This is a genomic window from uncultured Stenotrophomonas sp., assembly GCF_945952405.1.
GTDB lineage: Bacteria > Pseudomonadota > Gammaproteobacteria > Xanthomonadales > Xanthomonadaceae > Stenotrophomonas.
This window is the reverse complement of record NZ_CAMFIA010000030.1, coordinates 1-26494: the sequence shown is the minus strand read 5'-3', so window position 1 is coordinate 26494 and position 26494 is coordinate 1. Positions and strand designations below refer to the sequence as shown.

Annotated in this window: 22 protein-coding genes; 12 read left to right on the top strand and 10 right to left on the bottom strand. The window is 69.0% G+C overall.

Annotation, left to right across the window (positions count from 1 at the left end; translation table 11 throughout):
• Positions 1 to 32: 32 nt before the first annotated feature.
• The 6 genes from hemF to Q0P60_RS19535 are packed head-to-tail and all read right to left on the bottom strand — an operon-like array spanning position 33 to position 7173.
• Complete coding sequence (hemF, locus tag Q0P60_RS19560; protein WP_294997275.1) at positions 33 to 929, bottom strand: oxygen-dependent coproporphyrinogen oxidase; 897 nt, start codon at positions 927 to 929, stop codon at positions 33 to 35.
• Between the two features lie 54 nt (positions 930 to 983).
• Positions 984 to 2600 carry a hypothetical protein gene (locus Q0P60_RS19555; protein WP_294997273.1) on the bottom strand — a complete coding sequence of 539 codons (1617 nt, stop codon included), beginning with the start codon at positions 2598 to 2600 and terminating at the stop codon, positions 984 to 986.
• Between the two features lie 37 nt (positions 2601 to 2637).
• Positions 2638 to 3759: a hypothetical protein gene (locus Q0P60_RS19550; RefSeq protein ID WP_294997271.1), complete on the bottom strand. Its 1122-nt coding sequence runs from the start codon at positions 3757 to 3759 to the stop codon at positions 2638 to 2640.
• Positions 3760 to 3793: 34 nt separating this feature from the next.
• The gene (locus Q0P60_RS19545) at positions 3794 to 4354 is read right to left on the bottom strand and encodes a hypothetical protein (RefSeq protein ID WP_294997269.1); all 561 of its coding nucleotides are present in this window, start codon (positions 4352 to 4354) and stop codon (positions 3794 to 3796) included.
• A 30-nt stretch (positions 4355 to 4384) separates the two neighbouring features.
• Positions 4385 to 4804 carry an NUDIX domain-containing protein gene (locus tag Q0P60_RS19540; RefSeq protein WP_294997267.1) on the bottom strand — a complete coding sequence of 140 codons (420 nt, stop codon included), beginning with the start codon at positions 4802 to 4804 and terminating at the stop codon, positions 4385 to 4387.
• Positions 4801 to 7173 carry a S9 family peptidase gene (locus tag Q0P60_RS19535; RefSeq protein ID WP_294997265.1) on the bottom strand — a complete coding sequence of 791 codons (2373 nt, stop codon included), beginning with the start codon at positions 7171 to 7173 and terminating at the stop codon, positions 4801 to 4803. Before Q0P60_RS19535 ends, Q0P60_RS19540 begins: the two co-directional genes overlap by 4 nt.
• Before the next feature lie 151 nt (positions 7174 to 7324).
• Between Q0P60_RS19535 and Q0P60_RS19530 the strand changes: the two genes are divergently transcribed.
• The 8 genes from Q0P60_RS19530 (at position 7325) to Q0P60_RS19495 (ending at position 15432) form a co-directional block, all read left to right on the top strand.
• Complete coding sequence (locus Q0P60_RS19530; protein WP_294997263.1) at positions 7325 to 7768, top strand: hypothetical protein; 444 nt, start codon at positions 7325 to 7327, stop codon at positions 7766 to 7768.
• Between the two features lie 79 nt (positions 7769 to 7847).
• A complete protein-coding gene (locus Q0P60_RS19525; protein ID WP_294997261.1) occupies positions 7848 to 8177 on the top strand; it encodes a hypothetical protein in 330 nt (109 codons plus the stop codon).
• A gap of 37 nt (positions 8178 to 8214) precedes the next feature.
• Entirely contained in the window at positions 8215 to 8868 is a 654-nt protein-coding gene (locus Q0P60_RS19520) for a sigma-70 family RNA polymerase sigma factor (RefSeq protein ID WP_294997259.1), read from the top strand.
• Positions 8865 to 9095 carry a hypothetical protein gene (locus Q0P60_RS19515; RefSeq protein ID WP_294997257.1) on the top strand — a complete coding sequence of 77 codons (231 nt, stop codon included), beginning with the start codon at positions 8865 to 8867 and terminating at the stop codon, positions 9093 to 9095. The genes Q0P60_RS19520 and Q0P60_RS19515 overlap by 4 nt, the downstream gene beginning before the upstream one ends.
• Before the next feature lie 183 nt (positions 9096 to 9278).
• Positions 9279 to 10676 carry a cytochrome ubiquinol oxidase subunit I gene (locus Q0P60_RS19510; RefSeq protein ID WP_294997255.1) on the top strand — a complete coding sequence of 466 codons (1398 nt, stop codon included), beginning with the start codon at positions 9279 to 9281 and terminating at the stop codon, positions 10674 to 10676.
• A gap of 1 nt (position 10677) precedes the next feature.
• Entirely contained in the window at positions 10678 to 11691 is a 1014-nt protein-coding gene (gene cydB, locus Q0P60_RS19505; protein ID WP_294997254.1) for a cytochrome d ubiquinol oxidase subunit II, read from the top strand.
• 149 nt (positions 11692 to 11840) lie between these two features.
• A complete protein-coding gene (locus Q0P60_RS19500) occupies positions 11841 to 12101 on the top strand; it encodes a YcgL domain-containing protein (RefSeq protein ID WP_294997252.1) in 261 nt (86 codons plus the stop codon).
• The gene (locus Q0P60_RS19495) at positions 12094 to 15432 is read left to right on the top strand and encodes an ankyrin repeat domain-containing protein (RefSeq protein WP_294997250.1); all 3339 of its coding nucleotides are present in this window, start codon (positions 12094 to 12096) and stop codon (positions 15430 to 15432) included. The genes Q0P60_RS19500 and Q0P60_RS19495 overlap by 8 nt, the downstream gene beginning before the upstream one ends.
• Before the next feature lie 181 nt (positions 15433 to 15613).
• Here Q0P60_RS19495 and Q0P60_RS19490 read toward each other — a convergent pair whose 3' ends face one another.
• Positions 15614 to 17401, bottom strand: a complete 1788-nt coding sequence (locus Q0P60_RS19490; RefSeq protein WP_294997249.1) for a monovalent cation:proton antiporter-2 (CPA2) family protein — start codon at positions 17399 to 17401, stop codon at positions 15614 to 15616.
• 346 nt (positions 17402 to 17747) lie between these two features.
• On the opposite strand from Q0P60_RS19490, the gene mgtE reads away from it, so the two are divergent.
• Together mgtE and Q0P60_RS19480 are read left to right on the top strand one after the other, a co-directional pair.
• Positions 17748 to 19118 carry a magnesium transporter gene (gene mgtE / locus Q0P60_RS19485; protein ID WP_294997247.1) on the top strand — a complete coding sequence of 457 codons (1371 nt, stop codon included), beginning with the start codon at positions 17748 to 17750 and terminating at the stop codon, positions 19116 to 19118.
• A gap of 113 nt (positions 19119 to 19231) precedes the next feature.
• Positions 19232 to 21958, top strand: coding sequence for a bifunctional acetate--CoA ligase family protein/GNAT family N-acetyltransferase (locus Q0P60_RS19480; RefSeq protein ID WP_294997245.1), 2727 nt, complete (start codon positions 19232 to 19234; stop codon positions 21956 to 21958).
• A 24-nt stretch (positions 21959 to 21982) separates the two neighbouring features.
• Here the strand turns inward: Q0P60_RS19480 and Q0P60_RS19475 are convergent, their stop codons facing one another.
• Positions 21983 to 22372 (bottom strand): YbjQ family protein, encoded by a 390-nt coding sequence (locus tag Q0P60_RS19475; RefSeq protein ID WP_294997243.1) that lies wholly within the window; start codon positions 22370 to 22372, stop codon positions 21983 to 21985.
• 130 nt (positions 22373 to 22502) lie between these two features.
• On the opposite strand from Q0P60_RS19475, the gene Q0P60_RS19470 reads away from it, so the two are divergent.
• Positions 22503 to 23210 (top strand): alpha/beta hydrolase, encoded by a 708-nt coding sequence (locus Q0P60_RS19470; protein ID WP_294997242.1) that lies wholly within the window; start codon positions 22503 to 22505, stop codon positions 23208 to 23210.
• Positions 23211 to 23309: 99 nt separating this feature from the next.
• Here Q0P60_RS19470 and dkgB read toward each other — a convergent pair whose 3' ends face one another.
• Both dkgB and Q0P60_RS19460 read right to left on the bottom strand, forming a co-directional pair.
• The gene (gene dkgB / locus Q0P60_RS19465; RefSeq protein ID WP_294997240.1) at positions 23310 to 24119 is read right to left on the bottom strand and encodes a 2,5-didehydrogluconate reductase DkgB; all 810 of its coding nucleotides are present in this window, start codon (positions 24117 to 24119) and stop codon (positions 23310 to 23312) included.
• 87 nt (positions 24120 to 24206) lie between these two features.
• A complete protein-coding gene (locus Q0P60_RS19460) occupies positions 24207 to 25421 on the bottom strand; it encodes an MFS transporter (RefSeq protein WP_294997238.1) in 1215 nt (404 codons plus the stop codon).
• A 106-nt stretch (positions 25422 to 25527) separates the two neighbouring features.
• Between Q0P60_RS19460 and Q0P60_RS19455 the strand changes: the two genes are divergently transcribed.
• On the top strand, positions 25528 to 26430 hold the full coding sequence (locus tag Q0P60_RS19455; RefSeq protein ID WP_294997236.1) for a LysR family transcriptional regulator: 903 nt from the start codon (positions 25528 to 25530) through the stop codon (positions 26428 to 26430).
• The last annotated feature ends 64 nt before the right edge of the window (positions 26431 to 26494 follow it).

The following is a 26494-nucleotide window of genomic DNA, read 5'->3' as shown; positions in this document are numbered from 1 at the left end:
AGGCGCCACGCGTCAGGCGTGGCGCCGGAACATCAGAGCCAGTCGCGTGGTACCAGGTAGTCGGCCAGGCGTGCTTCGGCGCTGCCGGGCTCCGGGCTGAAGCCGTATTCCCAGCGCACCCGCGGCGGCAGGCTCATCAGGATGCTCTCGCTGCGGCCGCCGCTCTGCAGGCCGAACAGGGTGCCGCGGTCGTAGACCAGGTTGAATTCCACGTAGCGGCCACGGCGATACAGCTGGAACTCGCGTTCGCGCTCGCTGTAGGCGGCGTCCTTGCGCTGCTGCACGATCGGCAGGTAGGCGTCGAGGAAGCCATCGCCGACCGCGCGCAGATAGCTGAAGTCGCGTTCGAAATCGCCGTGCAGGTCATCGAAGAACAGGCCGCCGACGCCGCGCGTTTCATTGCGGTGGCGCAGGAAGAAGTACTCGTCGCACCAGCGCTTGTGCGCGGCATAGCGCTCATCGCCGAACGGCGCGCACAGGTCGCGCGCGACCCGGTGCCAGTGCTGCACGTCCTCATCGAACGGATAGAACGGGGTCAGGTCGAAGCCGCCGCCGAACCAGCTGGCCACCACCTCGCCATCGCGCTGCGCCTGGAAGAAGCGCACGTTGGCATGGGTGGTGGGCACATACGGATTGAGCGGATGGAACACCAGTGACACGCCGGTGGCACGCCAGGAGGCGCCCGCCAGTTCCGGGCGGTTGGCCGAGGCCGACGGCGGCAGGCGGCTGCCGGCCACATCGGAGAAGCCGATGCCGGCCTGCTCGAACACCGCACCGTCGCGCAGCACGCGGGTACGCCCGCCGCCGCCCTCGGCACGCTGCCACAGGTCTTCCTGGAAGCGGGCCTGGCCATCGACGGCCTCGATCGCCGCACAGATGCGGTCCTGCAGGTCGGTGAGGTAGGCGCGCACGCGCTCGAATTCGTTCATGGCGCGTACTTTACCGCAGGGCCCGCCCGAAGCTGCGGGCAGGCCCTGGCGGGCTCAGCGCTTGCGGTTGGAGGTGCGCGGCGCCGGAGTGTCGTCCACGGCCGTCTCGTCGACTGCCTTCTGCAGCGCACCGCCCAGTGTAATCAGCTCCCAGTTCTGGGTTCCGAGCACGTCGCAGGCCACATGCAGGCCGCTGCGGTCGGCCTTGCACAGTTGCTCCAGGAGTGCCCGTGCGTCCACTTCGGCACCGTTGCCCTGCGCGGTAACCAGGTTCTCGCACCCTTCGCGGACGCCGGCACGGCAGACCGTGGTGTAGTGCCCGGCGGCCTGCAGCCAGTCCCCCGACAGCGCAAGGCGGTTGCCGAGAATGTTGCAGCCCTGCAGCTTGCCCTGCGCGCAGCAGGCGTCGGCACCGTCCTCGTTGGCCAGCGCCAGCGGGCAATCCTGCGGCAGTGGCAGCACCTTGAACTGCTTCGGCGCACTGCACCGGGTCGGGCCCTCGCCGGTGGGAGTGAACACCTGGAAGCGGGTCCAGCTATCCAGGCCCAGCAACTGCCCGCCCGGTAGCGGGCGCAGCACGAAGTCGCCGTCCCGGTCGTGGCGGATGCGGATGTCGCCTTCTTCGACACGCGCGCGAAGGTGGCTGCTCCAGCCCACGCCGACCAGGCCCGCATCGCCGAAATCCAACGTGTCCATCAGGCCGCCGTTGGCCCGATAGTTGCCGCAGGGTAGGGCCGTTGCTGGCTGCGGTTGCAACGATGTACCCAGAGCCTGCAACGCCGGCAGGCGCTCGCAGGTGGCGGTGTCATTGCCGGGTGTGCAGGCTGCAGCCAGGGCCTGTACTGCCTGCTGGGGGTCTCCCGCCTCCCAGGACAGTTCAGCCACCCGGGTGCAGAAGCCGCCGTGCGGTACCTCGCGGCAGAGCCGCAACAACTGTTGCCGCCGTTCGGCTGGAATGATCACCGGTGCGGTCGGCGCCGTCATCGTCACCATGGCTTCGGTCATGGCTGCCGTCATCGCCGCCTTGACCAGCTGCTCCTGCACGGCGGGGTCGGCCTCGAGTGCGGTGGCACACGCCGGGGTTCCCTGTTCGAAGCCGCCGTTGTTGCAGGCGGCGGGGAGCTTGATGCCGGACAGGGCGGCGTCGAGCGCTGCCTTTGCCAGGGCAGGATCGGCCTCGACCGTGGGTTTGGCTTCATCGTGCCAACGGTCGGCCAATTGCAGGCACATGCCGGGCACGCCTTCCCGGCACCCTGTTTCCAGCGCGGCCGCGTTCGCTTCGCGGCGATGGTCCAGGCACGCCGCCGCATCGGCAAGGCAACTGCCTTCAGCCGGCGTGGCGGCTGCGGCGCACTGTGCGGGGGCCTGCAGGATGTAGACGGTGCCGTCCACCTCCACCGTGCGGCCACGATCGCGCACCTGCAGCGCGCTGGGCAGGCCGTACTCCAGGTTCACCAGTTGCAGCTCTCCGTCGATCTGCTGGAACGCGACCGGAGACGGTGCACTGCCGAAGTGCTTCTGTTCGCCGCGGTTCGGCGAACTGATGCGCAGCGTACCGCTGCCTTCGTCGGCCTTGAACAGGCCGCATTGTGGTGACTGTGCGACGGCCGTCGGCGCGGCCAGTAGCAAGGCCCAGGCCAGCCAGCGGCGGCGCGGTGCGGATGAATGCATATCGTCTCCCTGACGATCGAACGGAAAACTCCCGGCGCTACGGCAAACCACGGCCCTCGCGCGGGGGCGAGCATTGTGCCGTGCCGGACACCGGCCGATAGCGCTGGTAACCGGTCTGGGTATCCATGCCGAGCAGGTCGCCGTTGCCGAGCTGGCGCAGTACCAGGGTTTCGCCGTCGCGCTGCAGATGGACCGCGCCGTCATGCAGGCGGGCCTGCGAGCCATCGCCGAAATCGAGCCTGTCGGGCATCTCGTCGTCGGTCTGGTAGCGGCCGCAGGGCACCTGCTGCAGCGGCACCAGGCGCAGGTCGGCGCCGAGCGCATGCAGCGGCGCGGTCCGTTCGCAGGCGCTGACGCGGCCTCCGTCGCAGACCACCTGCAGCGCCTGTACCGCCAGCGCCGGCTGCAGGGCATTCAACTGTTGTTCGGCCAGTTCGACGCAGAAGCGGCCCGCGCGGTGGCGCAGGCACAACGGCTGCAGCTGTTGCAGTGCCGCCAGCGGCAGCGGCGGTCGCTCCGGCGCCTTCTCGGCCTGTTCCAGGCGCTGGCCCACCCGCCGCATGGCGGCGGCAAGATCATCGTCGGTGAGTGCCTCGCAGGCCTGCGGATCGTGCGTGGGCGTGTGCTCGCGGCAGGCCGGTGGGCGCTCGAAGCGCGCACTGCCGGCGCCATCGGTGGCGGCCGCGGTGCTGCTTTCGAGCTGCTGCTGCAGCAGCGCCGAGCAACCGGCGCCAACGCCTTCGCTGCAGGCGCGCTGTGCCTGGGCCGGCGAGGCGCTGGGCAGCTGTACGATGCAGTAGCTGCCGGCAGCGCGGCAGCTGCCCGGCTCGGCGCTGGGCTCGACGGCGCAGGCACGGGGCCGTCGCAGGGTGTAGAGCATCGGCACGTCGTCCTCGATGCGCTGGCCGTCCGCACTGATCCTGATCGGCACCGAGATGCCATCGTCGAGCATGACCAGGCGCGTCTGCGCCGCACTGCGATCGACCCACAGTGGCTCCGGCTCGCTCATGCTGTTGTGGCGGTAGCCGCTGCTGGGCGTGGTGAACACCAGCGACGTTCCGCCGTTGGCGACGCGGTATTCGCCACAGCGCAGCGCATCGGCGGCGGCCGGCAGCGTGGTCAACAACAGCAGCGCGGGAAGCAGGCTCAACAGGCGCATGCGACGGTCCTTGTCGTACAGAGGGAGGGAGCACTCAGCGGAAGCGGGCGCGGATATCCGGGCGCAGCAGGCGCCAGCCCAGCCAGCCCTGCAGGCCGAGCAGCAGGAGCGAGGTGCCGAGCAGGGTCAGGGTGAACAGCAGGCGCTTGACCCGCAGCTCGTGCTGCACGCCGATGTCGTCGGTCAGCAGCGGGATGACCTCGCGCATGAAGAGATCCAGCCATGCGGCGATCGCGAAGTTGGCCAGGGCGCTCAGCATCAGCATCGCCACAAAGCTCCACATGCCCCAGCGCCGCTCGCGCAGCAGGCCGTGGCTGGCCAGGGTCGAGACCAGGCAGTACAGCGCGGCGATCATCGACGCGGCCACCGGGTGCGCCAGCAGCCAGGCCATGCTGTGGACCTGATGGGCCACTGCGGCGCCGGCCAGGGCCTGCCAGGCCGCAGTGCCGTGCAGCGGCCACAGCAGCAGTGCCTGCAGCAGGAAGTAGACCGTCAGCAGCAGCGACAGCCAGAACGAGGCCTGCCCGATCGGGCGTACCCAGGCGTGGTAGGGCGAGGGGGCGGGCGCGGGGGAGGCGGGGAGCGGCACTGACATCCGGTGTCCTTGCAGTCGGCACCCGCACGGTCAGCGGGTGGTCACCCGGGTGGCGACGGCCGGCAGGATATGGTGTTCGCTCAAGGGTGCCAAGGGCCGGCCATGCGGTGGTTGCAGCTGCACCCAGGCCAGTTCGGCGATCTCGGCGCCTGGCTGCGGCATGCCATCCACCTGCACCCACCACGCCTGCGCCTGCACGCGGTGGCCGGGCTCATTCACCGCCCAGTCCTCGAACGTGCCCAATGCCAGCGCGGCATCGGCGCGCAGCTGCACGCCCAGTTCCTCGTCCAGCTCGCGGGCCAGCGCCTGCAGCGGCGCTTCGCCGGGTTCGGGTTTGCCGCCCGGTTGGATGAAGCGGCTGGCGCCCTGCTTGCGCACCACCAGCGCCCGGCCACGGTCATCCAGGATGACCGCGGCCACGATCCGGATCGTGGCCGCGGCGTTGCTCACTTCAGGTTCTGCTCGAACAGCTTGAGGATGCGCTTGTACTGGTCCAGCCAGGAATCGGCGCGCACGTAGCCGTGGCGCTCCAGCGGGTACGGGGCGATGGACCAGTTGTCCTTGTGCAGTTCGATCAGGCGCTGGGTGAGGTTCACCGAGTCCTGGAAGAACACGTTGTCATCCATCATGCCGTGGGCGATCAGCAGGTTGTCCTGCAGGTTCTGCGCGTATTCGATCGGCGAAGACACGCGGTACGCCTCCGGATCGATATCCGGGGTGTTGAGGATGTTGCTGGTGTAGCCGTGGTTGTACTGGTGCCAGTCCACCACCGGGCGCAGCGCGGCGCCGGCCTTGAAGGTGCCCGGTGCTCGGAACAGCGCCATGAAGGTCATGAAGCCACCGTAGGAACCCCCGTAGATGCCGGCATGGTCGCGGTCACCCTGCTGGGTGTCGACCAGCCAGTCCAGGCCGTCCTTGTAGTCTTCCAGTTCCGGGTGGCCCATGTTGCGGTAGATCGCCGTGCGCCAGTCGCGGCCGTAGCCCTCGCTGCCGCGGTAATCCATGTCCAGCACGATGTAGCCCTTCTGCACCAGCAGGTTGTGGAACATCTGCTCGCGGAAGTAGGCCGGGTAGCGCTGGTGCACGTTCTGCAGGTAACCGGCACCGTGCACGAACATCACGATCGGGTACTTGCGGCCCGGTTCCTTGTTTTCCGGCTCGTAGTACTTGGCCCAGACCACGCCGGCACCATGCTTGGACGGCACCGCGACCAGCTTCGGCTGGATCCACTGGCGCGCCTTGTAGTCGGCGCTGCGGGTATCGGTCAGCACGCGTGCCTGGCCGGCACCGCTGCTCGGCAGCACTGCCAGCTGCGGCGGCAGGTAGGCACCGGAGTAGCGCACCAGCAGCTGCTGGCCATCCGGCGACAGCGAGAAGTCTTCCACGCCGTTGAGGCTGGTCAGCTCGCGCACCTGGCGGCTGCCGGTGTCGACCGCGCAGACTTCGTAGTCATGCGGAGCCTGCTGGTTGCACAGGAAGTAGAAGCCCTTGCCATCGGCCGACAGCACCGGTGCCGAGGTTTCCCACTTGCCGCTGGTCAGCGCCTGCGGCTTGGCGCTGCCGGCCTGGGTGTACAGGTGCGAGAAGCCCGATTCCTCGGACAGCAGCCACAGCGTGCGGCCATCGGCCATCCAGCCGAAGTCGTTGAAGCCCCAGTTGATCCAGGCGTTGTCGGTCAGCCGGTGGCGGTTCTGCACGCGGCCATCGGCGGCGTTGACGCTGATGATCCAGCGGTCCTTGTTGTCGTTGGCACGCAGCATCACGGCGGCCTGCTGGCCGTCGGCGCTCCAGCGGATGCCACCGCCCATGAAGTCGCTCATCACCTGCAGGCTGCGCTCGCCCTTCAGCGCATCCTTGCCGGCCTTGCGGCGCAGTTCGGCCAGCGGATCGGTGCCGATGCCGGGCAGGCCGGCCAGCGAGACCTTCTCGGCCTTGCCGGTGCGCACGTCCACGTACCACAGGGTGTGCGGCTCGAAGCCGTTGCGGCCGACGCGGGTGCGGGTGTCTTCGGTTTCCTCGTAGCCGGATTCGGTCACGTACAGCGGCATCTTGCCGCCACGGCCGTCGTCGAAGTCCTTCGGCTTGGTCACCACGATCAGGTGGGTCAGGTCCGGCGACAGCACGCTGTCGGCGATCTCCACCTCGGTTCCCAGGTAGACCGGGCCCGGTGCGCGGGTCGGGTCGGCCTGGCGCCAGCGCTGGTCCTGGTCCTTCAGTGCCTCGCGCTGCTCGCGGTCGCGGCGCAGGGTTTCCAGGGTCCGCAGCTGCTGGTCACGCAGCACGTCGGCCTTCGGCGGCGTACGCGGGTCCTTCTCGGCCTTCAGGCTGGCCACCTGCTGCACGCCGGCCGCGGCGGTCCAGTGGAACCAGTTCTGGCCAACGCGCCAGATCACGCCGTTGTCGGCGGCGAAGTTCACGCCGCTGGCGCGTTCGTTGCTGCGGGTCAGCTGGGTCAGCGCGCCGCTGCGCAGGTCGCGCACGAACACGTCGCCATTGCGGACGAAGGCGCTGCGGCTGCGGCTGCGGTCGTAGACCGGTTCGGCCACGTCCAGGCTGCCACGCTGGTCATCGGCCACCTGCGCGGCCACGCCACCGGCCACCGGCTGGCGGAAGGTGTCGCGCACCGGGCTGCCGTTGCGCTTGAGCTGGTATTCCACCTGCTGGCTGTTCCACGACCACCAGGCCTTCTCGACCGGCGGACCGATCCAGTCCGGGTCGGCCATGGCCTGTTCGATGGTGATCGGCGTCGGCGCGGCATGCGCGGCCGGTGCGGCCAGCACGGCCGACAGCAGGAGGGACAGGGGCAGCACTCGGGACATGGGCGGACAGCACCAGATGAGGAAACCGGGCAAGGGTAGCAGCCGCCCGCACCGGGGGAGGGGGCCACAGGTCATGCTGACCGGTTGGGCAAAGGCGCCGCAGCGGCCAGCGCGTGCCGCATGATGGGCGTCCGCATCGGAAGGAACCGACATGTACCGCTATGACTACCGGGTTTCCCTGCAGGTGCAGCATCCCAGCGCCACCAGCGCCGATATCTCGGCCCGGCTGGACCAGGAGCGGACGTTCTTCCGCGATGTCGGCACCGATCTGGTCGCTGCTGAGGGCCGCCTGATCCGCGTGCATGCCGTCACCCGCGTCGGTTTTGAACTGGCGGCCGGCAAGGACGGCTGGCTGATGGATGCGTGGCCGCAGGTGGTGGCGTTCCTGCAGGCGCGGGCGGAGGTGATCCGCGGGCTGAACCAGGAGGGCGCCGGGCTCGGCCTGCGTATCGGCCTCTTCGGCAAGCGCGCCTGGGCCGGATTCGAACTGGACGATGACCTGGTGCGGCTGATGGCCGATCTGCGGCTGGGCTTCCAGCTGGAAACCTATTTCCCGGATGCGCCGGTCGCTTCCGAGGCCGACGACGAGGCCTGAAACATCCACTGCAACCGGTCGCCGGCGTTGCGCATCCATTCTCCTGAACCCGCATCATCCACCGAACAGGAGCCCGACCATGCAGGAACTGATCCCGATCACCCTTTTCATCTGCATTGCCTACGCGATCCACGCCATTGCCGATGCCCGCGCCCGCAGCAAGCTGGTGGCGCCACACGTGCCCGAGGAAGTGATCCGCTCGCTGGCCGTGCTGGAAGAAGAACGTCGCCGCCAGGGCGCGCTGCGCTGGGGCATCAGCCTGGTCTGCCTGGCGCTGGCGATGGCCCTGCTGGAAGTGATCGGTGCGCGTGAGCTGACCTTCGGCGCCGCCGCGGCGATGGTCGGCAGTGCCGGTCTTGGCCAGCTGCTGGCCTGGCATTTCACCCGTCCTGCCGCACGCAGGGGCTGAGCCGGCACATGCCACGGGCACACGGGGCGCCACGTCGATGAGCCTGCTCGGCGAAGCATTGTCGGCATTGCGCGGACGTCGCCGCGACGTCGCGGTCGGGGGCGCCGAGCCCGCCACGGCGGGCGATGACGACCGCGCCCTGGTCCGCGCGATCATCGATGGTTCGCACGCGGCGTTCGCGCAGCTGGTGCAGGCCCATCAGCGCACCTGCGCGCATGTGATCGGGCGCATGGTCGGCGACCGCGACCAGGTCGCCGATCTGCTGCAGGAGACCTTCCTGGCCGTATTCCGCCAGCTGCACCGGTTCCGCTTCGAATGCTCGCTGCGCACCTGGGTTTCGCGGGTGGCCTACACCACCGCGCTGCAGTACCTGCGGCGGCGCCGGCTGGAGGCACAATGGATGGTGGCGGTGGAGGTGCCGGAGGAACTGGGCATCGGTGACGAGGGGCCCGGCCCGGCCGAACTGAGCGAGGCGCTGCAGGCGGGCCGCACGCTGGGCGCGGCACTGGAACGGTTGACCGCGCCGCAACGGCTGATCGTGGGCCTGCATTACCTGGAGGATTTCGACCTGGCCGAGATCGAACAGGTGACCGGGCTGGCCCGGGGTACCATCAAGAGCCACCTGTTCCGCGCGCGCCAGCTCCTCAAGCAGGAACTGACACGGCGCACCACCGCCGGAGAACTGCTGTGAACCCACCGACCGACCCTCGCGATGCGGACGAGCGCGCGCTGGCACAGGCGCTGCGTGAACAGGCACGGCAGGAGCAGGCACGGCAGGAGCAGGCGCCGGACGTGAGCGAAGCGCTGCAGCAGCGGATTTCCGCGGAGTCGCGCGACAGTGGCGTGGTCTACGTGGTGGTGCAGGTGCTGCTGTTTGGCGCGCTGCTGGCTGCAGCGGCCTGGTACTTCTGGAACTGAGGAGAGGCCGGCCTGGGCGTGTGCCAACCGGGGTTGGCAGCGGCCAGGCCGGTTGTCCGGTAGTGCGGGGGCGATGCCCTCCTGCGACAAAGTGAAGCAGCGCGTCACCCGGTCGCATCCCGGCATAACGAAATCCTCCTAAAGTGGTCCGGTATCCCACCGGTCGCAGGCAGGAGGCGTCCCTTGGACGCGTTGTTGTTGTCCCGGATCCAGTTCGGATTCGTCATCAGTTTCCACGTGCTGTTCCCGGCCTTCACCATCGGTACGGCCAGCTGGCTGGCCTTCATCGAATGGCGTTGGCTGCGCACCCGGCTGCCGGTGTGGCGCGAGCTGTATTTCTTCTGGCAGAAGATCTTCGCCGTGTCGTTCGGCATGGGCGTGGTCAGTGGCATCGTCATGGCCTTCCAGTTCGGCACCAACTGGCCACGGCTGAGCGAGGTGGCCGGCACGGTGATCGGCCCGCTGCTGACCTACGAGGTGCTGACCGCGTTCTTCCTCGAGGCGAGCTTCCTCGGCGTGATGATGTTCGGTTGGGGCCGGGTTTCGCCGCGCCTGCATTTCCTGTCCACCTGCATGGTGGCGCTGGGCACGTTGTTTTCCACGTTCTGGATCCTGTCGTCCAACAGCTGGCTGCACACGCCGGCCGGCTACGAGATGGTCAATGGCATCGTGCACCCGGTGGACTGGTGGCAGGTGGTGTTCAACCCCTCGTTCCCGTACCGCCTGGCGCACATGGCGCTGGGCTCGTTCATCACCACCTGTTTCGTGATCGGTGGCGTCGGCGCGTGGTACCTGCGCAAGGGCACCCACGTCGAGGCGGGCCGGCGCATGCTGGTCGCGGCGGTGGCGTTCGCGGCGCTGACCGTACCGGTGCAGATCTTCGTCGGCGACATGCATGGCCTGAACACGCTCAAGCATCAGCCGATGAAGATCGCAGCGATGGAAGCGCACTGGCATGAAACCCAGGAAGGCGAAGGCGTGCCGCTGGTGGTGTTCGCGCTGCCGAACGAGAAGGAAGAGCGCAACGACTTCGAAGTGGCCATCCCGAAGCTCGGCAGCGTGATCCTCACCCACTCGCTGGACGGCCGCTTCGATCCGCTCACCTCGGTACCGGCCAGCGAACGGCCGCCGGTGACGCCGGTGTTCTTCGCCTTCCGCATCATGGTCGGGCTGGGCACGCTGATGCTGCTGCTGGCCTGGGTTTCGGCCTTCCAGCTGTGGCGGCGCAAGCTGCTGGATTCGCCGTGGCTGCTGCGGGGCTGGAACTGGATGCTGCCGAGCGGCTTCATCGCGCTGCTGTCGGGCTGGTTCGTCACCGAGATGGGGCGCCAGCCGTGGGTGGTGTACGGGGTGCTGCGCACTGCGGATGCCGTCGGCCCGCAGAGTGCGTGGATGACCGCGTTGTCGCTGGGCGTCTACGTGGTGGGCTACGCGTTCGTATTCGGCTGGGGCATCTGGTACCTGGTGAAGATCCTGCGCCACGGACCGCAGCCGTATGCCGAAGGGCCGTCGCTGGATCATGGCAGCCACACCCCGGCGCGCCCGCTGTCGGCCGCCGACGAACCGCTGGAGGAGCGCTGACATGGACCTGATGACCTGGCTGCCGGTGGCATGGTTCGCGGTGATCGGCTTCGGCGTGCTGATGTACGTGGTGCTGGATGGTTTCGTGCTGGGCATCGGCATCCTTGCGCCGTTTGCCGAGGACGAAGACCAGCTGGACCTGATGATGAACACCGCCGCACCGATCTGGGACGGCAACGAAACCTGGCTGGTGCTCGGTGGCGCCGGCCTGTTGGCGGCATTCCCCAAGGCTTACGCAGTGCTGCTGTCGGCGCTGTACCTGCCGGTGCTGCTGCTGGTGGTGGCGCTGGTGTTCCGCGGCGTGGCCTTCGAGTTCCGCTTCAAGGCACATCGCTCGCGCCGCCTGTGGAGCGTGGCGTTCGCGCTGGGCTCGCTGCTGGCCACCTTCGCGCAGGGCGTGATCCTGGGCACGCTGGTGCAGGGCCTGCCGCTGCAGGACGGCGCCTACCACGGGGGGCCGTTCGCCTGGTTCAGCCCGTTCGCGATGCTGACCGGTGCCGCGCTGGTGGCCGGCTATGCGCTGCTGGGCAGCACCTGGCTGATCCTGAAGACCGAAGGCCGCGTGCAGGCACTGGCGCGCCAGTTGACCCGGCCGCTGGTGGTGGCGGTGATCGCGGCGATGGGCCTGGTCAGCAGCTGGCTGCCGTTCCTCGATTCGCGCTTGATGGACCGCTGGTTCAGCGACGGCAACTTCTGGTGGCTGTCGCCGGTGCCACTGCTGACCCTGGCGGTGGCCGCCGCCCTCTGGCGCAGTGCCACCCATCCGCGCCGCGACCTGCCGCCGTTCCTGCTCAGCCTGGCGTTGTTCGTGCTGGGCTTCCTCGGCCTGGTGCTGGGCATGTGGCCGTACCTGCTGCCGCCCTCGATGACGCTGTGGCAGGCCGCCGCGCCGGCATCTTCGCTTGGCTTCACCCTGGTCGGCCTGGTCGTGCTGCTGCCGGTCATCCTGGGCTACACGGCGTGGTCGTACCGGGTGTTCCGCGGCAAGGTGCATGCCGGCAGCGGGTATCACTGAGCGCCGCCTCAGGCTGAACGCCACCGCCACATTGCTGAACCCCGCCGGGGAAACGCCGCCGATCACGCTGGCATTGTCGGCGCACGGCTTTCCCCGGTGTCGGCTTTCCGACACAATCATGGCTCTTCCCGGGTTATTGTCCCGCGGACATGCACGCCTACGTCTATAAAAGCCAACTCAAGCCGGACACCTACGTCTACGTTCCCCGACGCGAAGATTTCAGCGCGCTGCCCGCGCCGCTGCTCGCCTCGCTGGGGACGCTCACCTTCGTCCTGGAAGTGGCCCTGGATGCCCAGCGCCGCCTGGCCCAGGCCGACCCGGACAAGGTCCGCAGCGAAATGAGCGAACGCGGGTTCTACCTGCAGGTGCCACCGTCGGTGACCAGCCTGATGCCGCGGCACTATGACTGACGCCTCCCGTCCGCGCGCGCTGTCGATCGCCTTTGCCGTGGGCGCCTTGCTGGCGCTGGGTGCCGCCGTGGGCGGCGTTGCGGGTGCCATCCTTGCCGCATTGGCACAGCCTGCGTTCGCGCTGGGGGTGTCGTGGTGGCGTCGCAGCCGTGCGCTGCTGCCGTTGAAGGTGGTCGCGCGCCAGGACCTGCCTGCGCTGCTCGCGCTATGGGCGGCCGCGCCGCTGCTGCTGGCGTTGCTGCTGGCCTGGCCGCTGGCGGCGCTGCGTGACAGTGGCAGCCTGGCCGCGGTGCTGGGCCTGAGCGTGCTGGTCAGTGCCGGCCTGTTGGCGGCCTGGCGTACCTGGCCGCTGTGGAACGACGTCGAGCGTCTTGATGGCCGCCTGGCCCAGCATTGGCATGCGCTGGCCGGGCGCGACCTGACCGCCTGGCGCGGCCTTGGCGTGGCCGCGCTGGTGATCGCGCTGGCTGCACTGGTGGTGCTGCCAGCCTGGCCGCAGCTGCTGCCGGAGGCCGCACGCTGGCCTGCCGCGCTGGCGGTGGTGCTGCTGTCGCCGCTGCTGCACCTGCTGTTGCAGCGGGTTGCGTCGGCGCCGCTGGTGTCGGCGGGCAGCCGTCCGCTGGCAACGGCCGGCAACGAGCCCGAACCGATGTTCGCGGCGGCGGCCGAAACCGCGCCGCTGGAGGCGATGGCGCCGCAGGAACTGACCCCGGCCCTGTATGAAGCCGCCCGTCATGGCCGCATCGATCGCGGCCTGCAGCTGCTGCAGGCTGGCGCCGATCCCTATGCGTTGCCGGACCCGAACTGGCGCGACCAGCGCAGCCTGGCGGTGCTGGCCGCGGTGCTGCCGGACCTGCGCCTGCTGCGCGAGCTGATTGCCCGCGGCGTCGATGTGAACGCGCCGCACCGGGGCATGACGCCGCTGCTGGCCGCCACCCGTGACAGCTGGCATGGCCGCCCGGAAGCGGTGATGACCCTGCTCGCCAACGGCGCCGATTCGCGCGCCACCGACAGTGATGGCAACACGCCGCTGCACCATGCCGCACGCAGTTCCGACCCGGGCGTGGCCGCGCTGCTGCGCGATGCCGCCGCTGAAGTGGACGCGCTGAACCGGGATGGCTGGTCGCCGCTGGCGGTGGCCTGCCAGGTGGGCAACTGGCGCCTGGCGCGTTTCCTGCTCGAACGCGGTGCGCGCAGCGAACCGGCCGATGGCACGCCGGTGCTGCTGGCCGCCGCCGCCACCGAAGATGACGATCCGGCCGGCGTGCAGCTGCTGCTGAAGCACAAGGCGCGCGCCGATGCCCGTGACCGCCAGCGCCGCAGCGCGCTGCACGAAGCCGCATTGGCCGGTCACGTGGAAATCATCGGCGTGCTGCTGGCGGCCGGGGCCAACCTGGAAGCGCGCGATGCGCTGGGCCGCACGCCGTGGCTGGAAGCTGCCCGCGCCGGCCGTGCCGCCGTGGTCGAACACCTGCTGCCGCACAAGCCCGACCTGGTCGCGGTGGATGGCGAGGGCCGCAACGCCGTGCAGCTGGCGGTGATGGCCGAGGATGTTTCGCCGTTGCTGATCAAGCGCCTGGTCGACCTGGGCATCGCTGCCGATGCCGCCGATCCGGTCGGCCGCCGCGCGGTGGACTACGCCGCCGAAGCCGGCCGCTGGGCGATCGTGGCGCTGCTGGACCCCGCCTATCCGTTGCCGGCCGCAGTCAGCGACGGCCTGGCCGAGCGTGGCGAAGCCGCCACTGCCAGTGGCCTGCTGCCGGACCGGCCGCCGTTGACCCTGCTGCGCGAGGCGCTGGGCTTCGGCAATACCGACGGCATGGCCGCGCTGGCCAAGCTGTGCCAGCCGGAAGAACTGGGCGGGCTGCTGCTCGATCCGGAACTGGCGCTGGAGCCGCATGCGGTCGATTGGCTGCTGGCCCACGGCGCTGACCCGTATGTGCGCGACGCCTGCTCCGACACGCCGATGTTCGCCCTGCTGTCGCGCGGCATCGATGCGGTGCCTGCACTGCAGGTGATGCTGCAGCGTGGTCTGTCGCCGGCCGGACGCGGTGGCCTGGCGCGCTTCCTCGCGGCCTGCGCACAGCACGACCAGGCCGCGCGTGGCCTGGAACAGCTGGCGCTGGAACTGCTGGAGCGGGGGGCCGACCCGTTCGCGGCCTCGCCGGCCGGTGATCCGCCGCTGTCACTGGCGGTGCGGCTGGGCTGGCTGCGCCTGCAGCAGGCCCTGCTCAAGGCCGGTGTCGATCGCGAGGCGCGCGACAGCCATGGCATGACCGCACTGCATCTGGCCACTGCGCTGGCCCGCGAAGGGGCGCTGAAGCTGCTGGTGCAGCACGGTGCATCGCCGGAGGCGCGCGCCGCCGACGGCCAGACCCCGCTGGGCGTGGCGTTGTCAATCGGTCGCCGCGACCTGGCCGACTGGCTGGACTGGCGGGTATGGCCGCTGCCGCGGCGGACCCTGCGCGAAGCGGATCTGCCGGCCGCAGCGATGGCCGGAGATGTGGACGCGGTGCGCCGCCTGATCGATCTGGGCTTTGCTGTTGATGCGGTCGACGCACAGGGCTGCACGGCGCTGCTGCGCGCGGCGGGTGGTGGCCACTTGGCGGTGACCGACCTGCTGCTGGCGCGCGGTGCCGATCCGCAGCACGCCGCAGCCAGTGGCGCGACGCCGCTGTCGGCGGCGGTGAGCATGCGCCAGGTGGATATCGTCTCGGCCCTGCTGGATGCCGGTGCCAAGCTGGAGCATCGGCTGCCCGGCGGCGTGACCGTGCTGATGCTGGCCTCGGCGCTGGGCCTGCCCGACATCGTCGCGCGCCTGCTCACCGCCGGCGCCGACGTGCATGCCGGCGACGCGCAGCAGCTGGGCCCGCTGCACTGTGCCGCGCTGTACGGTTTCAGTGCGCGTGACCGCTCGCGCCTGCTGGCCCTGCTCGACACCCTGCTGCTGGCCGGTGCCGAACCGGACCAGGCCGCCGCGGGCTCGGTCACGCCGCTGTTGCTGCTGCTGGGCGCGCGTGCCGAGCCGGGTACCGCCTGCGACGAGCAGGTGGTGATGGCCGCAGTCGAGCGCCTGCTGGACGAGGACGTGAGCCTGGACGTGCGTGATCCGCGTGGCTTCGGCCCGCTGCACCTGGCCGCCCTGCATGGCCTACCGCTGCTGGTGCAGCGCCTGCTGCGTGCAGGCGCCGACCCGGAATTGCGCGACGGCCTCAACCGCAGCCCGCGCGAGATCGCGGTGATGCGCGGCTTCATCGATGTCGCCGGTGAATTCGAACCGCGCGTACCGGGTGTTTCGTCGATGGCACGCTTCCTGCGCGACAACGGCTGACCGACCGGGGGCAGATCCCTTTCCGATCTTGGTGATTGCCGGCCAGCGGCCGGCACTACCGGGCATGAGGGGGATTGCCGGCACTACCGCAGTGGGTGATTGCCGGCACTACCGGGCATGAGGGTGATTGCCGGCACTACCGCGGTGGGTGCCGACCGTTGGTCGGCACACCGGCACACTCTCACCGCTCCTTGTCGCCGTCGCTTTCCGCGTCCGCCTCGAACAGGTGCATCAGGTCGTTGCGCGCATCGCGCGAGGTCTGGATCACCGCAGCCTCGTCGTCGTAGACCAGGTACTGGTCGCGCAGCAGCTGTTCGTCGTGCTCGCGGAAGCGCTGCACATGGCGCTCGGCCACCGTCGGCGCCACGCCCAGCGCGGTCAGCACGCGCCCGCTCATCTCCAGGCTGGTGCCGAACACTTCACGGAACGGCTCGGCCGACATGTCCATCAGCCGCCAGGCATGCTGGCGGTTGCGCGCGCGGGCCAGCACCGTCGCGTCCGGATACAGCCGGCGCACCATGCGCACCGCGCGCAGGTTGGTTTCCGGATCATCCACGGTGATCACGAACACATCGATGTGCTCACCGCCGGCCGCGCGCAGCATCTCCGGCCGGGTCGGGTCGCCGTAATACAGCTGGTTGCCGAAGCGGCGCAGGTCAGCCACCGTGTCCGGGTTCGCCTCCAGCGCCACGAACGGCACCTTCTGCGCGGTCAGCAGGCGTGCGATCACCTGGCCGAAGCGGCCCATGCCGGCGATCAGCACCTTCGGCCGGTTGTCCGGCGCCACCTTGTCGGCCTCGGCCGCCTGGCGTGGTGCGGCCTTTTCCTGGCCGAGCAGCTTGAGCAGCGCGATCATCAGCAGCGGAGTGATCGCCATCGACAGGCCGACGATCGCCACCAGCCGGTCATGGTTGGCATTGCCCAGCAGGTGCGCGCGCTGCGCTTCGTTGAACACCACGAAGGCGAACTCGCCACCCAGCCACAGCACGCTGCCGAGCAGCAGCGACTGCCGCGAACTGAGCCTGGCGATGCGTCCGATCGCGTACAGCAGGCCGAACTTGACCACCAGCAGGATCGCCACGCCGGCCGCGATCAGCCACGGCTCGGCGGCGATGCGGTCAAGGTCGATGCCCATGCCCACCGCGATGAAGAACAGGCCCAGCAGCAGGCCCTTGAACGGCTCGATCTGCGCTTCCAGCTCGTGCCGGAATTCCGAATCGGACAGCAGCACGCCGGCCAGGAATGCCCCCAGGCTGGGGCTGAGGCCGGCTTCCTGCATGAACCAGGCGGTGCCCAGCACCACCAGCAGCGCGGTGGCGGTGAACACCTCAGGGCTGCGGGTGCGCGCGATGATGCTGAACACCTTGCGCAGCACCGGCCGCCCGCACAGGATCACCACCGCCAGCGCACCCAGCGCCACCATCGCATCCTCGATGCGCAGGGTCTCGTTCTTCACTCCGCCCAGCAGCGGGATCGCCGCCAGCAACGGGATCGCGATCAGGTCCTGGAACAGCAGGATGGCAAAGCCCAGACGGCCGTGGTCGCTGTTGATCGCCTTGTGCTCGGACAACAGCTGCAGGCCCACCGCGGTGGACGACAGCGCCAGTGCCACGCCCACCACCAGCGCGCTTTTCCACTGGAAATGGTCGAGCAGCAGCAGGCCGCCCAGGACCAGTCCGGACAGCGCCACCTGGGCCGCGCCGGCGCCGAACACCGAGCGCCGCATCACCTTCAGCCGAGCCGGTGACAGCTCCAGACCGATCACGAACAGCAGCATCACCACGCCGATCTCGGCGGCGCCGAGGATGCGGTCAGCGTCCTGTACGAAGCCCAGCCCATCCGGGCCCAGCACCACGCCGGCCGCGAGGTAGCCCAGCACGGCGCCGAAGCCGAACTTCTTGAATACCGGCACGGCGATGACCGCCGCCAGCAGCAGTACCAGGGCCAGTTCCAGACCACCGCTATGCATGGGAATACCTGGTCATCGGGGAAGCCCGCTGTGCGTCCGTTCGGGGGGGAGGGCGTGGCGAACACCACAGCGTCATTATGCGCGCCGGCCCGTGTACGCACGAGAACAAACGACGCCGGCCGCGCCGCCCTGCCGCGGCCCCGGGTTGACCTGCATGGCCGGCGGGTCCAGACTGCCCGCCGCCGGCGGCGCGTCCGCCGGCACACGCATCCCGGAGTCCCCAACCCATGTCCAGCGACAGTAGAAGTCGACCTCGTTCGACGCCAGCGATGGCCACCGCCTGACATCGGGACGGTTTGCCTGCGTTGGCGTTGCGCGAGGTCGCACCCCCCACAAGGCAAAACCGATGAACCAGAAGCAATTGCTGCGCCCGGTGGCTGATGCCGCCGCACTGGCCGCGCCCCTGGCGAACTACAACACCGCCGATGCGGTGGAATTCCTCAACACGCTGGAACTGTCCCGCGCCGCGGAAACGCTGGCTGCGCTGCCGTTGCCGCGTGCGGTGAAGATGCTGGAAGCGCCGGAGCTGCACCGCAGCGGGGAGCTGGTGGCCGAGCTGCCACCGGCGCGCGCCGCCGCCCTGCTCGGGCTGATGGCCGACGACCGTGCCACCGACATCGTCCACGAGCTGGACGAGGACGAGCGTGCGCGGCTGATCCCGCTGCTGGGCACCGATGCGCGCCAGGCCATCCAGAAGCTGCTCAGCTACCCGCCGAACACCGCGGGTGCGCTGATGACCACCGAGTACGTGGCGGTGCCTGCCAGCTGGACCGTGGCGCAGACCCTGCAGCACATCCGCCAGGTCGAGCGCACCCGCGAGACGGTGTACGCGATCTACGTGCTGGACCCGGCCAGCCAGCAGCTGCAGCAGGTGGTGACCATGCGCCGGCTGATCACCGGGCTGCCGGAGGAGTCGATCCTGGACGTGGCCCAGGTCAATCCGCCGGTAACGGTGGACGCATTGATGGACCAGGAAGAAGTGGCGCGGCTGATCCGCCGCCACGACCTGCTGGCGATCCCGGTGGTGGATGCGCAGCAGCAGATGCTGGGCATCGTCACCGTTGACGACGTGCTGGATGCATTGATCGAGGAGTCCACCGAGGACGCGCACAAGTTCGGCGGCATGGAGGCCCTGGACAAGCCGTACATGCAGATCGGTTTCTTCGAGATGCTGCGCAAGCGCGCCGGCTGGCTGAGCGTGCTGTTCCTGGGCGAGATGCTGACCGCCAGCGCGATGCAGCATTACGAGGACGAACTGGCACGCGCGGTGGTGCTGACCCTGTTCATTCCGCTGATCATGAGTTCGGGTGGCAATTCCGGTTCGCAGGCGACTTCGCTGCTGATCCGCAGCCTGGCGCTGCGCGAGCTGCGCCTGCGCGACTGGTGGAAGGTCGCGCTGCGCGAGATCCCGACCGGCATGGTGCTGGGCGCCATCCTCGGTTGCCTGGCGATCGTGCGCATTGTGATCTGGCAGCTGGGCGGCCTGCACGACTACGGCGAGCACTGGATCCTGCTGGCGATCACCATCGGCGCCGCACTGGTCGGCATCGTCACCTTCGGCTCGCTGTCCGGCTCGATGCTGCCATTCATCCTCAAGCGCCTCGGCTTCGACCCGGCCAGCGCCTCGGCCCCGTTCGTGGCCACCCTGGTCGATGTCACCGGCCTGGTGATCTATTTCAGCATCGCCGCGCTGATCCTGCACGGCACCCTGCTCTGACAAAAAAAAGGGGACGGAGGGGATTAAGTCGTTTATGCATAAACGACTTAATCCCCTCCGTCCCCTTTTTCTGTGTCATCCCCAACGCTGCTGAATTTGGGTACCGTAGGCGCATGAGTACCTACCACCTGCAGTCTGTGTTCCGTCCGCAGTCGGTCGCGGTGATCGGCGGCAGCCCGCGCGAGCGCTCCGCCGGACGTGCGGTGATGCGCAACCTGCGCGGTACCGGTTTCCCTGGCAAGGTGGCGTGGATCAACCCGCGGCATGCCGAGATCGATGGCATCCGTACGGTCAAGCGGCTGAAGGACCTGGACTGGGTGCCGGACCTGGTGGTGATCACCGCGCCGGCGGCGATCGTGCCGCAGGTGGTGCGTACCGCCGCCGAGCGCGGCGTGCAGGCCGCGATCATCCTCACCGCGCACCTGGGTGAAGGCCCGGATTCACTGTCGGCGCAGGTGGAGGCGGTGGCGCGCAAGCACGGCCTGCGCATCCTCGGCCCGCATTGCCTGGGCGTGATCGCACCGCATGCGCGGCTCAACGCCAGCATCGCCGCGCATTTCCCGCAGGCCGGCGACCTCGCGCTGATTTCCGAATCGTCGGCCATCGCCGCCGCCCTGGTGGAATGGGGCGTGGCGCGCTCGGTCGGTTTTTCCGCCGTGGTCTCGCTGGGCGACACCATGGATGTCGATTTCGGCGACCTGCTCGATTACTTCGCCACCGACTATCGCACCCGCGCCATCCTGCTCTATGTCGAGCAGATCAAGGACGCGCGCAAGTTCATGTCGGCCGCGCGCGCCGCCGCCCGCGCCAAGCCGGTGGTGGTGGTGAAGTCCGGTCGCGCCGAGCGGGTGCAGCCGGGCAGCCGTGACACCCATGTGCAGGCACTGGCGCGCGCCGATGATGTGTACGGCGCGGCGTTCAATCGCGCCGGCCTGCTGCGGGTGGGCGCGCTGGACGAACTGTTCACCGCCGCCGAGACACTGGGGCGGCTGGGGACCTTCCCCGGCCGGCGGCTGGCCATTCTCAGCAACGGTGGCGGTGTTGGCCGCCTCGCCGTGGATCAGCTGATCGCGTTGCGCGGGACGCTGGCCACCCTCTCCGAGGGCACGATCGAGAAGCTCGATGCGGTGCTGCCGCAGGGCTGGTCGCGCAGCAATCCGGTCGACATCGTGGTTGATGCCGACGGTGATCGCTACGCGTCGGCGATCGAAGCATTGCTGGCCGACAACGAGAATGACGCGGTGATGGTGGTCAATGTGCCGACCGCGTTCACCTCGTCCGCAGATGCCGCGCAGGCGCTGACCCGCACGCTCGGCCTGCGCCCGCGCCATCACCGTGACAAGCCGGTGTTCGCGGTGTGGCTGGGCAACGACGACCAGGCCACCGCCACGCTCAACGCGGCACGGGTGCCGACCTATCCGACCGAAGCCGAGGCGGTGCGCGGCTTCCAGCACCTGGTGAGGTACCGTGAAGCGCAGAACGCGCTGATGGAGACCCCACCCAGCCTGCCGCAGGACTTCAGTGTCGATGCCGCCGCCGCACGTGCGCTGGTCGATGCAGCGCTGGCCAACGGCCAGCAGTGGCTGGACCCGCTGGCCACCCATGAACTGCTCAAGGCCTACGGCATTCCGTCCGCGCCGGTGATGCATGCGCGCGATGCGCACGAGGCGATGGACCTGGCGCAGCCGCTGCTGGAGCGCGGCGCGACGGTGGCGTTGAAGATTCTGTCGCCGGACATCCCGCACAAGTCGGAAGTGGACGGCGTGCGCCTCAACCTGGGCACGTTGCCGGCGGTGCAGAGCGCGGCCAATGCGATCCTGTCGCGTGCGCGCCAGCTGCGGCCGCAGGCGCGCATCGATGGCCTGCTGGTACAGCCGACCATCGTGCGCCCGAAGGCGCGCGAGCTGATCGTCGGCATCGCCGATGACGCCACCTTCGGTCCGGTGATCGTGGTCGGCCGCGGCGGCACGGCGGTCGAAGTGATCAACGACAAGGCACTGGCATTGCCGCCGCTGGACCTGCGCCTGGCCCACGAGCTGATCGGCCAGACCCGTGCCTCGCGCATCCTCAAGGCCTATGGCGATGTGCCGGCGGCCGATGAACGCGCACTGGCGCTGGCGCTGGTCAAGCTGGCACAGCTGGCCGCCGACATCCCGGAAGTACGCACGCTCGACATCAACCCGTTGCTGGTCGATGGCAAGGGCATCCTCGCCCTCGACGCACGCGTGGCGGTGGCGCCCTCGCGCATCCTGCACAAGGGGCGTGGTCACCCGCGTTTCTCGGTGTTCCCGTATCCGAAGGAATGGGAGCGCACCATCGAACTGTCCGATGGCGGCCGCGCCTTCGTGCGCCCGGTGCGGCCGGAAGACGATGCGCTGTTCCGCGCGTTCTTCGCCCGGGTCAGCGACGAGGATCTGCGGCTGCGCTTCTTCCAGTCGGTGAAGCACTTCAGCCATGAATTCATCGCGCGCCTGACCCAGCTCGACTACGCACGCTCGATCGCACTGGTGGCGATCGAGCCGCGTAGCGGCGAAATGCTCGGCGCGGTGCGCCTGCACGCCGATGCCGATTACCACCGCGGTGAGTACGGCATCCTGATCCGCTCGGACCTGAAGGGCCATGGCATCGGCTGGCGGCTGATGGCGATCATGATCGAGTACGCCAAGTGGCTGGGCCTGGACGTGGTCGAAGGCCAGGTGCTGCGCGAGAACAGCACCATGCTGGCGATGTGCCAGAGCCTGGGCTTCAAGACCCGGCTGGATCCGGACGACCCGACGGTGATGATGGTGACCCTGCCGGTGCAGCAGGTGGAGGTCCCCGCGGTGCCGCCGGTGGCGTGAACCACGTCCGGCGGCGTGGTGGCCTCAACGCACCGGTTCCACCACCACGGCGGTGCCGTAGCACAGCACTTCGGTCAGTCCGGTCATCACGTCGGTGGCGTCGTAGCGCATGCCGATGATCGCGTTGGCACCCAGCTGCCGCGCGTGCTTGACCATGTCGCGGTAGGTCTCTTCGCGGGCCTGCTCGCACAGCTCGGTGTAGATGGTGATGTTGCCGCCGAAGATCGTCTGCAGGCCGCCGAGGAAATTGCCGACGATCGAGCGCGAGCGCACGGTGATGCCGCGCACCACGCCCAGGTTGCGCACGATGCGCTGCCCGGGCAGTTCGAAGGCGGTGGTGACCAGTGAATCGTCGAAGCGCAGCGAAGGCGGCGCGTGTGCCGGCGTCGGGCTGCTGTTGTAGGGGTCTGCCATGATCGCGTCCGTGGAACAGGGAGGGTGGGAGCCGCATCCTAGCGTGCCGTGCCGCCACTGGGCCCGTGCTGCAACGGACAGGGCCATCCACGGCATGGTTCCGTCATCCCACCGGCGCGACAATACCGGCATGACCGAACGTATTCCCCTGCTGCTGCTTCCCGGCCTGCTCAACGATGCCGAGTTGTGGCGCGCACAGCTGGCCGACCTGGCCGACATCGCCGATTGCACGGTGGGCGACCAGACCCGCGCGGAGACCCTGCAGGGCGTTGCCGGGGACGTCCTGGCGCAGGCGCCGGAGCGGTTCGCGCTGGCCGGCTTCTCGTTGGGCGGCTTCGTCGCCCAGGAGATCCTGCGCATTGCTCCGGAGCGCGTACTGCAGCTGGCATTGATCGACACCTCGATCCACGCCGACTCGCCGGAGCGTGCCGAGCAGCGCCGCAGCCAGCGCGCCAGCGTACGCCTGCCGGGCAAATTCCACGGTTTCGGCGACACGCTGATGCGCAGCTATATCGACGCTTCGCGGCTGGATGACTACGTGCTGGTGCAGCGGGTACGTGACATGACTGCACGCCTGGGTGCGGAGGTATTCCTGCGCCAGAGCGCGCTGGAACGCCGTGACGGCCATGAGGTGCTGGCCGGCTACCGCGATCCGCTGCTGATCGTATGTGGTGCGAACGACCGGATCACGCCGTTGGCGGTGAGCGAGGAAATGCATGCGCTGGTGCCGCACTCGCAGCTGGTGGTGGTGCCCGACTGCGGGCATCTGGCGCCGATGGAGAAGCCGGACGAGGTGAGTGCAGCGATGCGCGGGTGGTTGTTGCAGGACCAGGGGTAACCCTGCATTGGTAGGTGCCGACCTGGGTCGGCACGCTGTTTCATCGATCGATCAGGGGCAGGCGCCGACCCAGGTCGGCGTCTACCCGAACCGTCGGGGTCAATCCCAGGCCGGGGCGATGCCTTCCGGATTGGCCAGGCGGTGGCCGCGGTCGAGCTTGGCGATCTGCGCCATGTCTTCGTCGGTCAGGCGTACGGCGGCCGCTTCCAGGTTGGCCGCCAGGTTCTCGCGCTTGGTCGACGACGGAATGACCGAGAAGCCCTGCTGCAGGGCCCAGGCCAGCGCGATCTGGGCCGGGGTGGCCTGGTGGCGGCCGGCAATGGCCTGGATCACCGGGTCCTTCAGCACTTCGCCATAGGCCAGGCTCATGTAGGCGGTGATGTGGATGCCATTGTCCTGCAGGAACTTCACCAGCAGCCGGTTCTGCAGGTACGGATGGATCTCGACCTGGTTGGTGGCGATGGCCCCGGCGCCGAGGATCTCGATCGCCTTGCGGGTCTGCGCGATGGTGAAGTTGGAGATGCCGATCTCCCGCGCCAGCCCCTGCGCCTTGGCCTCGGCCAGCGCGGGCAGGTATTCCTCCATCGGCACATCGACCTTGTCATTCGGCGACGGCCAGTGGATCAGCGCCAGGTCGACGCGGTCGGTGCGCAGCTTCTGCAGGCTGGCCTGCAGGCTGGCCAGCAGCGCATCACGCTTGAATTCGGTGATCCACACCTTGGTGGTCAGGTACAGATCGTCGCGCGGCACGCCGGATTCGGCGATGGCCTGGCCGACCTCGGCTTCATTGCCGTAGATCTGCGCGGTATCGATGGCGCGGTAGCCGACCTCCAGTGCGTTGCGCACCGAGTCGATCACGGTCTGGTCCTTCAGGCGGAAGGTGCCGAGGCCAAAGGCGGGGACAGTCATGGGAAGCTCCAGCGGGGGAAGGGAGAGGCAGAAGGAAGAGGGTAGGGCAGGCACCGCATGCATGCCGGCAACGGTGCATTGCATGAATCAATGCGCGGCCGCGGTGATGCCGTCGGCACGGTGGTCGACGCCGTCGCGACGATCCAGGCGCCCGCTGAGCACGGTCAGTGCATAGGCGAGCACGACCACCAGGGCGCCCAGCCAGGGCGTGTGCATCAGGCCGATGTGCTCGACCACCAGGCCGCCGAGCGAGGCGCCCAGCGCGATGCCGACATTGAACGCGGCGATGTTCAGCCCCGACGCCACGTCGGTGGCCTGCGGCGCATAGCGCTGCGCCTGCTTGACCACATACACCTGCAGGCCGGGCACGTTGCCGAACGCCACTGCACCCAGTGCCAGCACGGTGAGCAGCATCAGCGTGCCGTTGTAGGCGGTGAAGGTGAGCGCGAACAGCACGATGGCCAGCAGCGCGAAGATGCGCTTCAGGGCCGGCACCGGGCCCATGCGATCGGCCATGCGCCCACCCCACAGGTTGCCGATCGCCACCGACACGCCATACACCAGCAGCACCAGGCTGACCGCATTGGCGGAGAAGCCGGTGACGTCCTGCAGGATCGGCGCCAGGTAGGTGAAGGCCAGGAAGGTGCCGCCGTAGCCCAGTGCGGTCATCGCATAGACCAGCAGCAGGCGCGGCTGGCCGAGCACCGCCAGCTGCTGGCGGAAACTGGCCGGCGCGCTCTGCGGCACACTGCGCGGCACGAACAGCAGCGCACCGAGCAGGGCGATCACGCCGAGGCCGGCTACGGCCAGGAAGGTCGCGCGCCAGCCCAGGTGCTGGCCGATGAACGTGCCCAGCGGCACGCCGGTCACCAGCGCCACGGTCAGGCCGGTGAACATGATGGCGATCGCGCTGGCGGCCTTCTCCTTCGGCACCACTGCGGTGGCGATGATCGAACCGATGGAGAAGAACACGCCATGGGCCAGGCCGGTGAGGATGCGGGCGACGATCAACGAGCTGTAGCCCGGCGCCAGGAAGGCGATGATGTTGCCGAGGGTGAACAGCGCCATCAGCGCGACCAGCAGCGATTTGCGCGGGACGCGGCCGGTGAGCGCGGTCAGCACCGGCGCACCCACCGCCACGCCCAGGGCGTACAGCGAGACCAGCAGGCCGGCCGAGGGCAGGCTGACCTGCAGGTCGGCGGCGATGGTCGGGATCAGGCCGACGATGACGAATTCGGTGGTGCCGATGGCGAAGGCGCCGAGGGTCAACGCCAGCAGGGCGAGGGGAATGCCACGGATCATGACAGGGTCCAGCAGGGGAAGAGGCTGCGCAGTCTGCGCCGCCGACCTTTGCTGAAAAACCACTCTTCACGCCAATCACTCTTGCCTTTCAGTCAATAATGAGGGCATGAAGACCACCCTCGATGAAATGCAGGCCTTCCTGGCAGTGATCGACAGCGGCTCGATCAGCGCCGCCGCCGAGCAGCTGGGGCAGACACCGTCGGGCGTGAGCCGCGCGCTGGGACGGCTGGAGGACAAGCTGGGCACCACGCTGCTGACCCGCACCACCCGCCGCCTGCACCTGACCGCCGAGGGCGAGGTGTTCCTGCGCCAGGCGCGGGCGATCCTCGATGCGGTGGAGGCGGCCGAGGAACAGATGGCGAGGCGCCGCGAACGCCCGGCCGGACGCCTGCGAGTGGATGCGGCGATGCCGTTCGTGCTGCATGTGATCGCGCCGCTGGTGGCCGGTTATCGCGCGCGCTATCCGGATGTGCAGCTGGAGTTGAACAGTTCCGACCGCTACATCGATCTGCTGGAGCGGCGCACTGACGTGGCGATCCGGATCGGGCCGCTGGCCGATTCCACCCTGCACGCACGGCCGCTGGGCCGCCGTCCGTTGCGGCTGGTGGCCAGCCCGGCCTACCTGGCGCTGCATGGCGAGCCCAGCAGTGTCGCCGCGCTGGGCCAGCACACCCTGCTCAGCTTCAACGAACCGGAATCACTGAACCGCTGGCCGTTGCCGGGTGACGCGGACGGTCTGCTGCTGGTGCGGCCGGATATCGCCGTGTCCAGTGGCGAGACCCTGCGGCGGCTGGCGGTGGAAGGCGTTGGCATCACCTGCCTGTCCGACTTCGTCACCGATCGCGATCGCGCCAACGGCACGCTGGTGCCGGTGCTGGCGGCGCAGACGCTGGACGTGTACCAGCCGATCCATGCGGTGTACTACCGCAACACGGCCGTGTCGGCGCGGATCAGCTCATTCGTGGATTACCTGGCCGACGCGATGGCGAACAGCGATTACCTGCGCTGAGGCATGGCCTGGGTTGCCGGCCAGCGGCCGGCACTACCGCTTTTCGTTTGGGTTGCCGGCCAGC